10 protein-coding genes are annotated in these 13,662 nt (G+C 69.7%); 4 read left to right on the top strand and 6 right to left on the bottom strand.

Features of this window, described 5'->3' with window-relative positions; genetic code table 11:
- Positions 1 to 6: 6 nt before the first annotated feature.
- The 3 genes from OO71_RS40340 to OO71_RS40330 are packed head-to-tail and all read right to left on the bottom strand — an operon-like array spanning position 7 to position 4,557.
- On the bottom strand, positions 7 to 1,224 hold the full coding sequence (locus tag OO71_RS40340; protein ID WP_033295332.1) for an acyl-CoA dehydrogenase family protein: 1,218 nt from the start codon (positions 1,222 to 1,224) through the stop codon (positions 7 to 9).
- A 45-nt stretch (positions 1,225 to 1,269) separates the two neighbouring features.
- Positions 1,270 to 2,859: a benzoylformate decarboxylase gene (mdlC, locus tag OO71_RS40335; protein WP_033295331.1), complete on the bottom strand. Its 1,590-nt coding sequence runs from the start codon at positions 2,857 to 2,859 to the stop codon at positions 1,270 to 1,272.
- A 57-nt stretch (positions 2,860 to 2,916) separates the two neighbouring features.
- A complete protein-coding gene (locus tag OO71_RS40330; RefSeq protein ID WP_033295330.1) occupies positions 2,917 to 4,557 on the bottom strand; it encodes a S53 family peptidase in 1,641 nt (546 codons plus the stop codon).
- A 252-nt stretch (positions 4,558 to 4,809) separates the two neighbouring features.
- On the opposite strand from OO71_RS40330, the gene OO71_RS40325 reads away from it, so the two are divergent.
- On the top strand, positions 4,810 to 5,280 hold the full coding sequence (locus OO71_RS40325; protein ID WP_063740175.1) for a sigma factor-like helix-turn-helix DNA-binding protein: 471 nt from the start codon (positions 4,810 to 4,812) through the stop codon (positions 5,278 to 5,280).
- A 115-nt stretch (positions 5,281 to 5,395) separates the two neighbouring features.
- Here OO71_RS40325 and OO71_RS40320 read toward each other — a convergent pair whose 3' ends face one another.
- Together OO71_RS40320 and OO71_RS40315 are read right to left on the bottom strand one after the other, a co-directional pair.
- Positions 5,396 to 6,073: a copper homeostasis protein CutC gene (locus OO71_RS40320; protein WP_033295329.1), complete on the bottom strand. Its 678-nt coding sequence runs from the start codon at positions 6,071 to 6,073 to the stop codon at positions 5,396 to 5,398.
- Complete coding sequence (locus tag OO71_RS40315; protein WP_033295380.1) at positions 6,070 to 8,691, bottom strand: sensor histidine kinase; 2,622 nt, start codon at positions 8,689 to 8,691, stop codon at positions 6,070 to 6,072. The genes OO71_RS40320 and OO71_RS40315 overlap by 4 nt, the downstream gene beginning before the upstream one ends.
- Before the next feature lie 198 nt (positions 8,692 to 8,889).
- Here OO71_RS40315 and OO71_RS40310 point away from each other — a divergent pair, with 198 nt between their 5' ends.
- The gene (locus tag OO71_RS40310; protein ID WP_033295328.1) at positions 8,890 to 9,840 is read left to right on the top strand and encodes an ABC transporter substrate-binding protein; all 951 of its coding nucleotides are present in this window, start codon (positions 8,890 to 8,892) and stop codon (positions 9,838 to 9,840) included.
- Here the strand turns inward: OO71_RS40310 and OO71_RS40305 are convergent.
- On the bottom strand, positions 9,837 to 10,454 hold the full coding sequence (locus tag OO71_RS40305) for an LppU/SCO3897 family protein (protein ID WP_033295327.1): 618 nt from the start codon (positions 10,452 to 10,454) through the stop codon (positions 9,837 to 9,839). The genes OO71_RS40310 and OO71_RS40305 overlap by 4 nt on opposite strands.
- 78 nt (positions 10,455 to 10,532) lie before the next feature.
- Between OO71_RS40305 and OO71_RS40300 the strand changes: the two genes are divergently transcribed.
- Both OO71_RS40300 and OO71_RS40295 read left to right on the top strand, forming a co-directional pair.
- The gene (locus OO71_RS40300; RefSeq protein ID WP_033295326.1) at positions 10,533 to 12,179 is read left to right on the top strand and encodes a DNA repair helicase XPB; all 1,647 of its coding nucleotides are present in this window, start codon (positions 10,533 to 10,535) and stop codon (positions 12,177 to 12,179) included.
- A 701-nt stretch (positions 12,180 to 12,880) separates the two neighbouring features.
- A complete protein-coding gene (locus OO71_RS40295; RefSeq protein ID WP_033295325.1) occupies positions 12,881 to 13,660 on the top strand; it encodes a DUF4253 domain-containing protein in 780 nt (259 codons plus the stop codon).
- The last annotated feature ends 2 nt before the right edge of the window (positions 13,661 to 13,662 follow it).

The following is a 13,662-nucleotide window of genomic DNA, read 5'->3' as shown; positions in this document are numbered from 1 at the left end:
CGCCGATCAAACCTTCGCGCGCGAGCCGGGTCCGGTCTCGTCCGGGCTGATCTCCGGTAACGTCTGCACGCCAAGCACGTTCGCGCCCACCAGCTTCCGCGTCGCCAGGTTGCCCATCGGCATGAAGGTGCTCGCCTGGACGTCTCGCCACATGCGTTCGAACGGCAGCGCCTTCGTGTACGACATCCCGCCGAGGACGTCGACCAAGCGCTGCATCACCTGGACCGCGTTGTTCGCCGCCGTGTACTTCACCACCGCGCAGCGGGCCACGCCGTCCTGGACGTCGCCGGTGAACAGGCGGCGGCTCATCACCTCGTCGGCGTGCCGGTAGATCAGTGCGCGCGAGCTTTCCAGCAGGATCTGGCATTCGCCGATCACGTCCTGCAGCACCGGGTCCGCCGTCTTGCCGCGCTTGACCAGCGACCGGACCGTCCAGTCCAGCGCGCCCGCCGCGACTCCCGTGTAGACGGCCGAAAACGCCGGCATTGCCCACGACCACACGGTTTCCAGCACTCGCGCGTCGAGGTGCTTCACCGGCAGTGAGTGCACCACTGCCGGGTCCTCGACGAACACCTTGTCCAGCTCCAGGTCATTGCTCTGGGTGCCGCGCATGCCCATCGTGTTCCACGTCTGGTGGATCGTGACACCAGGCTGGTCGAGCGCGATCTGGCACAGCAGCAGCCGCGGGCCGCCCTCGGCGTCCTCGTGGCGGGCGGTCGTGGAGCAATGCGTGGCGACCGACGAGTTCGTCGCGAAGCTCTTGCGGCCGGTGAGCTCGAACCCGCCCTCGACGCGTACGGCGCGCGTGTTCGCGTCCGTCATGTCGTTGCGCAGGCCCGTTTCACTCGTGATCGACGCCCAGATCAGCTCCCCGTCCACCGCCTTGCGCAGCAGTTCCGCCAGCCGCGGCGCTTTCGTGCGCCGCCACACGCTCGCCCATTGCCCCAGCGGCGACAGGTGCATGGTGAACGCCAGCGCGGTGGCGCCGTCGCCCATCGCGAGCCGTTCCAGCACCGGCAGGATTTCCGGCAGCCCGGCGCCGAGGCCACCCAGCTCCTCGGGTACCGACAGTCTCAGGAACCCGGCCTCGCGCAGGTCGTCGTAGTTCTCGTGCGGGAAGGTGTTCTCGCGATCGTGCTCGGCTGCCCGCTCGGCGAAAACGTCGGCGAGCTTGCCCGCGCGGTCGACCAGGTCCCGCTGGCCGGGAGTGAGTAGTGGCTGCACCCGGCCATCCAAACAGCGTCACTCATCCGGGTCAATGCGTGATCATCAGTACAGCGGCTGCGGATTCGGGTCCACCCGGACGTGCAGCAGGCTCGGCCCGTTCTCCTGCAACGCCGCAGCGAGCGCGGGCCGCAGGTCGGCGGCCTGTTCGACGGTGCGCGCCGGGCAGCCCATACTCTCCGCGAGCCGCGCGAAATCGATCCCGCCCAGGTCGGTACCCGGAACTTTCGTCCCGCCCGCGGACTCGCCGAGAATGCGGACGGCGGCGTACTGCGCGTTGTCCAGCACGACAAACGTGACCGGCGCATGCTCGCGCGCAGCGGTCCACAGCGCCTGCACGCAGTACATGCTCGACCCGTCGCCCAGCACCGCCACCACCTTGCGGTCCGGACGGCCCAGCGCCGCCCCCACCGCGGCAGGCAGGCCGTACCCGAGGGTTCCGCTCGCGACGGTGAGGAATCCGGTGTCGGTGGCGGTGATCGGCAGGTGGTCGTGCAGGCAGTTACGGTGGCTCGGCGTCTCCTCGACCACGATCGCGTTGTCCGGCAACAGATCTGCGACCACGGAGTACGCGAAGTCCGGCGAAATCGGGGTGGCCTCGACGGGTTTACCCGGTGCATCGGGCCGTGCGGGCACCTGCCGCGCACCCGGCACGACCTTCTCGACAAGCGCCCGGATCGCGAGCTTCGGCGTGGACCGGATCCCGATGCCGTTACCGGCACGCGCGAGCACCTGGTCGTCGTCGCTCACGAGGTACAGCGGCGGCAGCGGGATTTCCGGCTCGCCGCGGTACACGTGGTAGGTGAACGCGGGCGCGCCGAGGACCACGACGAGGTCGTGCTCGCGCAGCGCTTCCGCTACCGCTCGCCGTTCCGGCTGCAGGAAACCGAGGAACAGCGCGTGGTCTTCGGGGAACGAGCAGCGCGACGACATCGGCGCCGCCCACACTCCGGCGCCCAGTTTTTCCGCCAGCGCAACGACATCCGGTACCGCGCCGTCACCGTCCACACTGGCCCCGACGACCAGCGCGGGCCGCTGCGCCCCATCGAGCGCGGCGGCGAGGTCGGCCAGCGCGTCCGGGTCGGGAGCGAAGCCGGACACGCGGTGCCCGGTGGGCAACGGCATGGTCGCCTCGGCGTCCCAGTCGTCCACCGGCACCGAGACGAACACCGGACCCTGCGGCGCCTGGGTGGCCACGTGGTACGCGTGCGCGATGGCCGCGGGTACGTCCGCCGCCCGGGCCGGCTCGATGCTCCACTTGACGTACGGCTTGGGGAAGTTCGCCGCCTCCACCGCGCCGAGGAACGGCTCGTCCGGCATCAGCGAGCGGGTCTGCTGCCCGGCCAGCACGATCAGCGGCGCGCGGTTGCGGTAGGCGGTGAACACGTGTCCGAGCGAATGTCCGACGCCGCCTGCCGAATGCAGGTTCACGAGCACCGGCCGCCGGGTCGCCTGCGCGTACCCGTCGGCCATCGCGACGACCGCCGACTCCTGCAGGCCGAGCACGTAGGTGAAATCGTCGGGCCACTCGGTGAGGAAGGCGATCTCGGTGGTGCCGGGGTTGCCGAACACCGTGGTGAGGCCGAGGTTCCGGAGCAGCTCGCGCGTGGCGTCCCGGACAGTGCGAGTTCCCATGGCGCCCACCGTATCCCCGTGAGTGGCTCACCGGCACAGCCACTCACGGGGACGGGGTCAGCCGATCAGTCCGGAGAGCCCGGTGCCCTTGACCGAGCCCCAGCCGGTGACCTGGTCGTAGCCGGTCTTGGCGGAGAAGCCGGTGGTGCCGTTGAAGGTGTTGGTGCCGGTGGTGACGTCGTGGAAGCCGGTGCCGTACGACGAACCGTTGCCGATGCTGTAGAACTTCGGGTTCAGGTTGCCGAGGCCGCCGCCGTGCACCTGGTTCTGCAGCGTGGTGAATGCCGCCCACAGCGGGGCTGCGCCGGAGGTGCCCCACACGTTGCCGGCCTGGCCGCCCGAGATGATCGAGTACGCCGAACCTTGCGCGGCGTCCGCGGCGACGTCCGGGACCTTGCGCTTGGTCGTGCTCTGCTGCGACTGCCACGACGGTGCCGCGAAGATCGTCGAGATGCCGCCGCCGGTCGCGCCGCCCGAAGCGCCGTCGTTCCACGCCTTCTCGCTGCTGTAGGCGTTCGACGACGTCACCGACAGCTGGGTACCCCCGACGCCCGACACGTTCGGGCTCGATGCCGGGAAGTCCACGGCCTGGGCGTTGCTGCCGGTCTGGCGGGCGCAGTCGGTGGTGCCGTCGTCACCCGCGGCGGCGAAGTAGCTGATGCCCTCCGCGGTGCCGGTCGCGATCGCGTTGTTCACGCTGTTGGCCGCCGACGAGCCCTCGGCCGCCTCGCACGAGCCCCACGAGATCGAGACGACGCTGACCTTCTTGTCCGACGCGATCTTCTGGTACATCGCCAGCTCGCCCGCGTTGGAGTTCGGAGCTTCGTACACGTAGTCGTTCGCCGCCGCGGCCAGCGCGTGCACGACCTCGATGTCCAGGTCGACCTCGACCTCGCCGTCGCCGGGGCTCGCGTCGTAGTTCGCGCCGTTGACCGAGACCGTGGTGACCGAACCGGCGTGGAGGCCGTATTTCGTGTCGTACGCGGTGATGTCCGATTTGCGGTAACCGTCGAACTCGACGAAACCGACATTCACCCCGGCGCCGGTCGCGGAAAGGCCGCTGGTGCCATAAGCGGTACGGAGAATCGTGGGCGTGACCGGCTTGACCGTGCGCGGCGCTTGCGCGGCCCTGGCGTGGTGTTTCACCGCGTGGTTGTCGAGCCCGACCACCGAATCGACCACCGCGGACACCGAAGCGGGCAATTCGGGCGCGGCGTCGTTGGCGTAGAACTGCCGTCCGGTGACGGTGTCGGTGTAATTCCCGAGCCGGGTGTGGAAGGCCGATTCCAGTTGCCCCGCGGTGGCCGAGAAGGTGATTGCCTGCCGGTTTCCGGAAACCTCGATTCCGGACGCGCCGTTTTGTTTCAGGAATTCCACCGCATGGTCGGCCTCGGCTTGCGTTGGGCCGAATGCAGTAGTGAATTGCTCCGGAGTGAGGAAGTGACGATAGCTCGGCGACGCGGGATTCTGCACGTCGGCGAGGAAGCGCTCCAGCGCCTGCCGGTGGTGCAGCTTGAGCGACAGCGCGGCGGTGATCGGCTGCCCGGCGTCGACGTCGCCGGAACGAGCACTGGCCGCGAGCGGGGCAGCATTGCCGGACAGGGTGATCAATGGGTCGGCATTCGCGACGCCGGCCACCGAAAGGCACAGCAACGCCGGCAGCGGGACCGCAGCGGCGACAAGCTTGCGCAAGCGCATGGCAATTCCTCTCGAGAGGCGGGGACCGGACCGGAAAAACCGCGGTCCCGGCCCGTGCTGCCGAGCATAAGAAACGCCCCGGAACCTACTTTTGGCTGACCTTTTCGATGGTTGGTTTATGTTCCACTTCGATGGCTTTTGGTCGATTCGGCGGAGGTCGTCCCGCTTCATCCGGAAACCAACGGACGTCGGTATGCGGAAATCGTGGACAATCCGGTCCGTGCGGAGGAAACTCTGCTCCGGGGAGGCAGTATGTCCATTGACGAGAGCGCGCGCTTGGTGCGGTTCGACCCCGCACTGATCACGGCTGCGTCCACCGGCGAGCGAACCGCGGTGGACGAATTGCTCGCCGGGCTACGACCATTGGTGCTGCGTTATTGCCGCGCCCGGTTGGATCGGGTGGTCGCCGATCGCTGTGCGCAGGAAACGTTGCTGGCGGTGCTGGCCGATCTACCCCGGCGACCGGCGGGGGCGTTGTTGCCGTTCGTATTCGGGATTGCGTACGGAATGGTTGCGGAGGAACTACGCCGCCATCCACGGGTCAGCCCGGCCGACCCGCTGGATCGGCTCCCGGCAGATCAACGAGACCTGCTGACGTTCCGGGTAGTGCTCGGCTTCAGCGCCGAGCAAACCGCCGAGGCCCTAGGGCTCCCCAACGCCGCAGCGGTCCGCGTCGGACAACACCGAGCCCTGACCGCCCTGCGGGGTTTGCTCAGCAGCTGAGCAGCGCGCGAGCCGGCCTGGGCTGAAGGTCCGTGAAGGCCACCTTCACGGAATCTAAGTCCGTGAAGGGAACCATGAGGGAATCTAATTCCGTGAAGGTTCCCTTCACGGACCTTCAGCCCTTGATCAGCTCGGCCCACTCCCGGACGGCACCAACGGACACCGGCGCATCCCAGCCGCCCGGCCGGACCGCGCTGCCCACGTGGAACCCCCGCACCCCGCCGGCCCGCAGCAAATGCACCTGCTGCGCCCGCAACCCACCCCCGACCAGCAGCGCCGGACCATCCGCCCGCCGAGCCAGCCGCTGCAGCACCGGCAAGCCGCTCCCCACCCCGGCCGCGTGCCCCGCCGCCAGTACCGTGTCGCAGCCCAGCTCAGCCAGCACGTCGTAAGCACCCAACGGGTCCCGCGCCCGGTCGATGGCGCGGTGGAACGTCCAGGGCCGCCCGCCGATCTCCTTCAGCAGCGCCCGGCAAGCGTCGGCGTCGACCTCTCGCTCCTCGGTCAGGAACCCGAACACGAACTCCTGCGCCCCCGCCGTCACCAGCCGGTCCGCGGTGGCGCGCAGCTCGTCGACATCACCGGCGTGAAACGTGTTCTCCGCCCGCACCATCACCCGGACCGGCAGATCCGTGGCGCCCAGCACCGAGCGCACGGTCTCCTGGCTCGGCGTGAGTCCGTCGCTGGCCATGTCGGCGACCAGTTCCAGCCGGTCCGCCCCGCCCTCCTGCGCGCGCTCCGCGTCACGGGCGCCGAGCGCAATCACTTCCAGCAGGGCGGTGTTCGAGCTCATGCCTCATCCGTTCGATCCAGTGGTGGAGTGTCGTCCCCCCGTGCGTGCCTGCCGCGCCGGAAGCCGCCTTGCAGGCTCGTCATCCGCGCGCGCACCGCGTCGGGGGAAAGCGAGAGTATCGGCCGCTGCTCCGGCACCGCGGCGGGGCCGTCCTCCACGTCGGAAACCCGCAGGAACGGCCAGGTGTCCTCGGCGCCGTCCTCCTGCTCCAGCTGGTCGGGGGTCGGCCACTGCGGGGCCGCCTCGTCCGGATCGGTGGCGGGAAACTCGGGTAACTCCGGCTCGAACGCGGGTACCTCGGGCAGCACCGGCTCGGCCGCCACCACCCGCGGTTCCGGCGGCTCCTCCGTCGGCGCGGCCAGGTCGAACCACCGCGACAGGACATCCCGGTACGCAGGCATCCGGTCGGTCGGCGCGTCGATGTCCAGGTGCGATCGTTCCCGCTCGGCAGGCCACGCCGGCGCGTTCTCCACCACCGGCGCGCGCCGCGGCGGACCTGCCTCGATGGCAGGCGCGACGAGCTCGTCGGGGTCGGCCGGTTCCTCGGCCGGGGCAAGTGGCGCAAGCGGGGCAAGCAATTCCGGCTCCGGCGCGGGTTCGGGTTCCACCGGCGCCGGTGGTTGCGGCAGCGGTGGCGCCTCGGTGATCAGCCACGCGGGTACCACCACGATCGCGGTGAGACCCCGTCCGTCGGCCGGGCGCAGCGACACGGCGATGTCGTGCCGTCCGGCGAGCGTCGCGACCACGAAAAGCCCCATCCGGCGGGACACCTCGACGTCGACCTCCGGCGGGTCGGCCAGCCGCGCGTTCGTCCGGTCGATCTCCGCCTGCGGCATCCCGGCGCCGCGGTCGGTGATCTCGATCCGCCAGGCGCCCTGCGAGGTCCGCTCGCTCTCGACGGTGACCGGCGAATGGTCACCGGAGTAGCGCGTCGCGTTCTCCAGCAGCTCGGACACCACGTGCACCAGGTCGTTGACCACGTCGCCACGCACCGCGAGCGCAGGCGCCGGGGCGAGCTCGATCCGCTGGTAATCCTCCACTTCGGACAGTGCGGCGCCGATGATCTCGTCGGCCACCACCGGTCCACTGTCCTCGCGCACGAGGTCGGTACCGGACAGCACGAGCAGGTTCTCGCTGTTGCGCCGCATCCGCGTGGCGAGGTGGTCGAGCTCGAACAGCCCGGCGAGCGTGTCCGGATCCTGTTCGCCCGCCTCCATCCGGTCGAGCACCGACAGCTGCCGCTCGACCAGATCCTGGCTGCGCTGCGACAGGTTCACGAACATCGCGTTGACGTTCTCGCGCAGCATCGCCTGCTCGGCAGCCAGCCGTACCGCCTCGCCGTGCACCGCGTCGAACGCCCGCGCGACCTGACCCACTTCCTCGCGCGTGAACACCGGCACCGGCGCGACGGCCGCGCGGTGCCGCATGTTCTCCGGCGCCGGATCGGGTTCGGTGAGCAGCCGCTGTACCGCTTCGGGCAGCCGGTGATCCGCAACGTCCAGCGCCGTCCGCCGCAGAATCCGCAACGGCCGCAGCAGCGAACGCGCGATCACCACCGACAGCACCCCGGCGACCAGCAGCACACCGATGACGATGCCGCCGTCCCAGATCGTCGACGCGCGGGCGCGAGCGGCCAGCGCGTCGGTCTTCTCCTGCAGCTGGACGAGGAGCGCCTGCTGGACCTGATGCGCGAGATTGACCGTGTACGTCGCCGCGGTGTCCCATTTGTCCGCGTCGAGGCCGGACAGCGACTGGTTGTTCTCGGTGCGGGTGAGCGCCGATTCGACCATGTCGTTGCCGATGTCGACCACAAGGCCGATCACTGTGTCCGCGTACATCCGTTGCTCGTCGGCAGTGGCGAACGTGCGGTAGTCGTTGCGCGCGGCGGCCAGCTCGGCTTCCGCGCCCAGCAGCGCGCGCATCCGGTCGCGGTTCAGCGTGCCCTGCGCGAGCGCCTCGGCCATCACCGCACGCTTCACCGACATCTGGTCCTTGATCCGCGACAGTGCGTTCCCGGCGAGCCGCAGCCGCGCCAGCTCCGGGTCGGTGACGTCGGCGGCCGCGGTGTCACTGATGTCGAGCAGACCGGAGATCAGCTCGCTGTACGACCGAAGCACGGCGTCAGCGGGGTACGCCGAATGCTCGGCCGAGTAGCGGAGACCGCCCAGCACGCGCAACCGGTCGTCGCTCTGCTGCAGGCTGGCCGCCGCGGAGCCGTCGAGGCGGGACCGGCTGTCGGAGAGCGTCCGTTCAAAGGCGCCGATCGCCTGGTCGACCCGCGTGCGCTGGCCGTTGAGCACCGCGGTGGGCCCCTGCCGGTCGCCGGCCACGAACCGGACCGTGACGTCGCGTTCCCGCTGCAGCTGGTGCACCACCTCGGCGACCGTCGCGTCGACCCGGCAGCGGGCGGCGAACTCGGCGAGCTGACGGGCGTCGCGCAGGTCGCTGTTCACCCGCAGGCCGACGAGCACCACCACCGCGAGCGCGGGGATGAGCAGGACGGCGAAGAGCTTGGTCCGCAGCCGCCAGTTCCGCAGCCGCCATCGGCCACCGAACTTGCACGCGGCAGCCGGATCCGTCGCGTCGCCCGATCGGGGACGGTCGTCGCGACGGGTCACCTGTGCTTCCTTTTCCACCGCGGGGACCTCTACCCACGGACGTCATCGGGGTTCCGGCCCGGAACCTACCGAACGGTAGATCCCGGCGAGCGGATCGGGAAGCCACCCTGGCGGGGGCACGGCCCTGCGGGCGATCGTATGGGCAGTGGCCCATACGATCCAGCACGAGGCAGAGATTCTGCCGTCAGGGGAAAGGGTATGAAGGCGACCGGTCTGGCGTTTGCGCTGGTGGCGATCCTGTTCGCGATCAGCGGTTGCTCGCTGTTCCAGTCCGGTGACGCTGCGCAGCCCGAACCGCCGGAACGCAGCACGCTCCGCGTCGGCGTCGCAAGTCCGATCGACACCGCCCCGCTGCGCATCGCGGTCGGGGCGGGCAAGTTCCGCCAGGCCGGGCTCACCGTGCAGCTCGTGGAGCTGGGCAGCCAGAACGGCGTCGACAAGCTGAACTCCGGCCAGATCGACGTGACCTTCGGCAGCGACGTGTCACTGTTCCGCGCCGCCGCGGGCGGTACGGCACTGCAATTGCAAGGCGAGGCTTACACGTTCGGCCGCACCACTATCGCGCTCGTCACACTGCCGGGTTCGAACTACACCGAGCCGACCGGGAAGAAGTCCCCGAAGATCGCCGTCGACTCGCCCGACGACATCGGTGCGCTCACCGCCCGCGCGGTCCTCGGCACGGCAGGGGTCGACCCGGCGAAGATCCAGTTCGTGACCCGGCCGTTCGAGCAGATGCCGCAAGCGCTGCAGGCCGGTGACGCGGACGCGGCGCTGATGGTGGAGCCGTATCTCACGCGCGCGGAGAAAGAGCTGGGCGCTCAGGTCCTTGCCGACGGCTCGACCGGCGCGACCCTCGACTTCCCCGCCTCGGGGTACGCCGCAACCGGCGCCTTCGCCGCGGCGAACCCCCGTACGCTCGCGGCGTTCCGGCAGGTGCTCACCCAGGCACAGCTGGCGGCGTCCGACCCCGCGATGGTGCGCGACGCCCTGCCGTCGTTCTCCGACATCGACTGGACCACGGCGGCGTTGATCTCGCTGGGCAGCTACCCGACCACCTTGTCGGCGACCCGTTTGCAGCGCGTCGCGGATCTCATGCACAGCTCCGGACAGCTCGCCAACCGCCTCGACGTACAGGCGATGCTGCCTTAGATGTTCTCCCCGGTCGGCTGGAGGCAAATGGTCCGCACCGGCGGTCCGGCGTAAACGAGCGGGAGATCCTTGTCCCCGCAACTGGACGACGAGCGTTGACCGTCGTGCACCACCGCACGCGCTTCCGCCGCCGGGTCGTTGCACGCGACCTTGCTCACGGTCGCCTCGTCCGAAACGTTGCGCAAGCACTCGCCGGACTTCACGTTGAGCGCGAGGCACAGCGTCTGGCTCGGGGTGCCGGTGGTCCGCGTCGACTTGTACAGCTCGAAGCGCACGTAGTCCTTGCCACGACAGGTCGACCGGCCCTTGGCGACGTTGTCGATGCGGTAGGTGGCGCGCTGGTCGGCGCAGTCGGCACTGTGGTAACTCTGCGTGTCCGAGCCGACGGCGGAGAGGTAGACGCAGCCGCCTGCCACCGGCGGTCCCGACTGGCGCGCGATCGCGGCGACCCCGAACGCGGCAAGGCAACCCAGCCCGAGCCCTGCCACCACGAGTCCCGCAAGCAGGGCTTTCATCTTGTCCGACAACGCTTTCGGCCGATTCGGGCCCGCGCTGAACCGGGGCGGTTCGAACGGGTTCGCGGCCGGCGGCACGCCGAACGGTGGTGTGGTCACTGGGTCCCCTCCCGCGGCTTCGTCCCGCCATCTTGGCATCCCCGGGCCGCCCGCCGGGAGGGAACGTATAAAGGACAGGTGACCGATGGACCCCTGATCGTCCAGTCCGACAAGACGGTGCTGCTCGAAGTCGACAACCCGCGCGCCAACGACGCGCGGATCGCGATCGCGCCCTTCGCCGAGCTCGAACGGGCGCCCGAGCACGTGCACACGTACCGGATCACGCCGCTGGCGCTGTGGAACGCGCGCGCCGCCGGGCACGACGCCGAGCAGGTCGTGGACGCTCTCACCACGTACTCGCGGTTCCCGGTGCCGCAGCCGCTGCTGATCGACGTCGTGGACGTGATGGGCCGGTTCGGGCGGCTGCAGATCGCGAACGACCCGGCGCACGGGCTGGTCATGACCACCACCGACCGCGCGGTGCTGGAAGAGGTTTCGCGCAACAAGAAGATCAGCCCGATGCTGGGCGCGCGGATCGACGACGACACGGTGGTGGTGCACCCGTCCGAGCGCGGGCGGCTGAAGCAGTTGCTGCTGAAGGTCGGCTGGCCGGCCGAGGACCTCGCGGGGTACGTGGACGGCGAGGCGCATCCGATCGAACTCGACGAGGCCGACTGGCACCTGCGGGACTACCAGCGACAGGCCGCGGAAGCGTTCTGGGCAGGCGGTTCCGGCGTCGTCGTGCTGCCGTGCGGCGCGGGTAAGACGCTGGTCGGCGCGGCCGCGATGGCGCACGCCAAGGCGACCACGCTGATCCTGGTCACCAACACCGTCGCCGGGCGGCAGTGGAAGCGCGAACTGATCGCGCGCACGTCGCTCACCGAGGACGAGATCGGCGAGTACTCCGGGGAGAAGAAGGAGGTCCGGCCGGTCACCATCGCCACGTACCAGGTGATCACGCGCAAGCAGAAGGGCGAGTACAAGCACCTGGAACTGTTCGACACGCGCGACTGGGGCCTGGTCGTCTACGACGAGGTACACCTGCTGCCCGCACCGGTGTTCCGGATGACGGCCGACCTGCAGTCGCGCAGACGGCTCGGGCTCACCGCAACACTGGTCCGCGAAGACGGCCGCGAGGGCGACGTCTTCTCCCTGATCGGCCCGAAGCGGTACGACGTCCCGTGGCGCGACATCGAGGCACAGGGCTGGATCGCACCCGCGGAATGCACCGAGGTACGGGTCACCCTCACCGATTCCGAGCGCCTGCAATACGCCACCGCAGATGCCGACGAACGCTACAAGCTGGCCGCGACCGCGATGACGAAGACGCCGGTGATCAAGTCCATTGTGGAGCGTCACGCGGGCGAGCCGACGCTGGTGATCGGCGCGTATTTGGACCAGCTGGAAATGCTGGGCGCAGAGTTGGAGGCGCCGGTGATCCAGGGTTCCACACGCAACAAGGAACGCGAGGAACTGTTCGACAAGTTCCGCCGAGGCGAACTGCGCACGCTCGTGGTGTCGAAGGTGGCGAACTTCTCGATCGACCTGCCGGAAGCGTCGGTGGCAATCCAGATCTCGGGCACGTTCGGCTCACGCCAGGAGGAAGCGCAACGGCTCGGCCGGTTGCTGCGGCCAAAGGGCGATGGTCGGCAGGCGCACTTTTATTCGATCGTCTCACGGGACACGGTGGACACTGAGTACGCCGCACATCGGCAGCGTTTCCTTGCTGAGCAAGGATATGCGTACCACATCGTCGACGCGGAGGATTTGCGTCGGCCGCTGTAGGGCCTGGCTCGCTCCAATGCGCCGGGGACGTCAGCGACCTACGCGATGCGGCCCTTGAGCGCCTGCTTCCCAGGCGCGTGTGGTCGACAGGTGTCTCCCCGGCTGGCCGATCGTGCCTCCCGGACCCTCGCCTGGCCGACACCTGGCTGCCCACCCCGCCGGGCTCGCCTCCCGGCCCCACTTGGCCGACTCCTGCTTCCCCACCCCCGCCGACCCACCTCCCAGGCCCCACCTGGCCGACGCCTGCCTCCCTACCCCACCGGGCCTACCTCCCAGGCCCCACCTGGCCAACGCCTACCTCCCCACTCGCGGGCCCCCACCTGGCCGACACCTGCCTCCCCACCCCGCCGGGCTCACCTCCCGAGCCCCACCTGCCAGACCCGACCTCTCCACCCCGCCAATACCCCGCTCTCGGGCCCCACCTGGCCGACTCCTGCCTGCCCGGCCCCGTCCAGCCGACGTCCGCCGCCCTGCCCGGCCCGGCCCACGCTCTCCCACCCACACTCCCCTCACCACTGACCCGTTCAGCCCAACCGGACACCCCAGCAACCCCACTCTCCCCTTCAACCCCAACCGAGCCCCCGACCTGCACACTCTCCAGATTCACTCGAACGGATGAGCGACCAAACCCCTGGAAATTGTCGGTCCCTCGAACTACTGTTCGACCTACAGGCACCGAACACCAGTTCGAGGGGAAGCTCATGACGATCGCACCGTTCCGCCCCGGCACACCGTCCCGTCCCGGCCTCGGGGCACCGCCGGTACAGACCTTGCCGCCCGGGCGCTGGCACGGGCGGATCTGGGTGTCGCACGAGCCGCTCGCGCGGCCGCAGCGGTACCTGAGCTGTGTCGCGGAGTTCGAACGGTCCGGGCTGTGGCCCGTACTGATCCCGCCCGACCAGCGCTTCTCCACCCGAGGCGAAGACTGGCTGGACGACCGCGGCCGCCTCGCCCCGGCCGGCCACCGCATCGACGCGGCCGACCCGGCAGCCGTAATGGCCCGCTGGTGGGACGGCTCCTGCTGCGACGGCGCCTGCCTACGCCCGTTCAGCGCCGGTTTCCCCGGTCTGGCCCGGCGCTCGCACCGCCGGTCAGACCCGCTGGCCGAGGCAGGCAACACCGGGTCGCTACTGGCCGCCCGCACCCCACACCGCCTGGGCCTGGTCCAAGCCGACCGTCCCGCCGACGTCCCCGCCCTCATCGGCTGGACGGGCATGATCAAGTCCACGGACCAGGTCGCGGAGCTGTCCGCAGTCCTCCGCAGCTGGGAAGACCGCTTCGGCGCAACCCTGACAACACTGGGCTTCGACGCGATTGAACTGTCAGTGTCCGCCCCACCCCGCACGCACGCCCGAGCCCTCACCGTCGCCGCCGAACATCGCGCCTTCAGCCTGCCCACATACCTCGCCCAACCAGGAACACTGCGCGAATACGCGGCAACCTTGGTGCAGTCCCGACGGTGGCGCTTCTCATGGGCCTGACC

Origin of the sequence: Amycolatopsis jejuensis (genome assembly GCF_000717335.1) — a bacterium.
Taxonomy (GTDB): domain Bacteria; phylum Actinomycetota; class Actinomycetes; order Mycobacteriales; family Pseudonocardiaceae; genus Amycolatopsis; species Amycolatopsis jejuensis.
Note: the sequence above shows the minus strand (reverse complement) of the source record. Positions and strands in the feature narration are given on the sequence as shown.

Excerpts from the sequence above, each read along its gene's own strand:
- mdlC (WP_033295331.1), bottom strand. The coding sequence starts at position 2,859 with ATGGGAACTCGCACTGTCCGGGACGCCACGCGCGAGCTGCTCCGGAAC.
- OO71_RS40330 (WP_033295330.1), bottom strand. The coding sequence starts at position 4,557 with ATGCGCTTGCGCAAGCTTGTCGCCGCTGCGGTCCCGCTGCCGGCGTTG.
- OO71_RS40325 (WP_063740175.1), top strand. The coding sequence starts at position 4,810 with ATGTCCATTGACGAGAGCGCGCGCTTGGTGCGGTTCGACCCCGCACTG.
- OO71_RS40320 (WP_033295329.1), bottom strand. The coding sequence starts at position 6,073 with ATGAGCTCGAACACCGCCCTGCTGGAAGTGATTGCGCTCGGCGCCCGT.
- OO71_RS40310 (WP_033295328.1), top strand. The coding sequence starts at position 8,890 with ATGAAGGCGACCGGTCTGGCGTTTGCGCTGGTGGCGATCCTGTTCGCG.
- OO71_RS40295 (WP_033295325.1), top strand. The coding sequence starts at position 12,881 with ATGACGATCGCACCGTTCCGCCCCGGCACACCGTCCCGTCCCGGCCTC.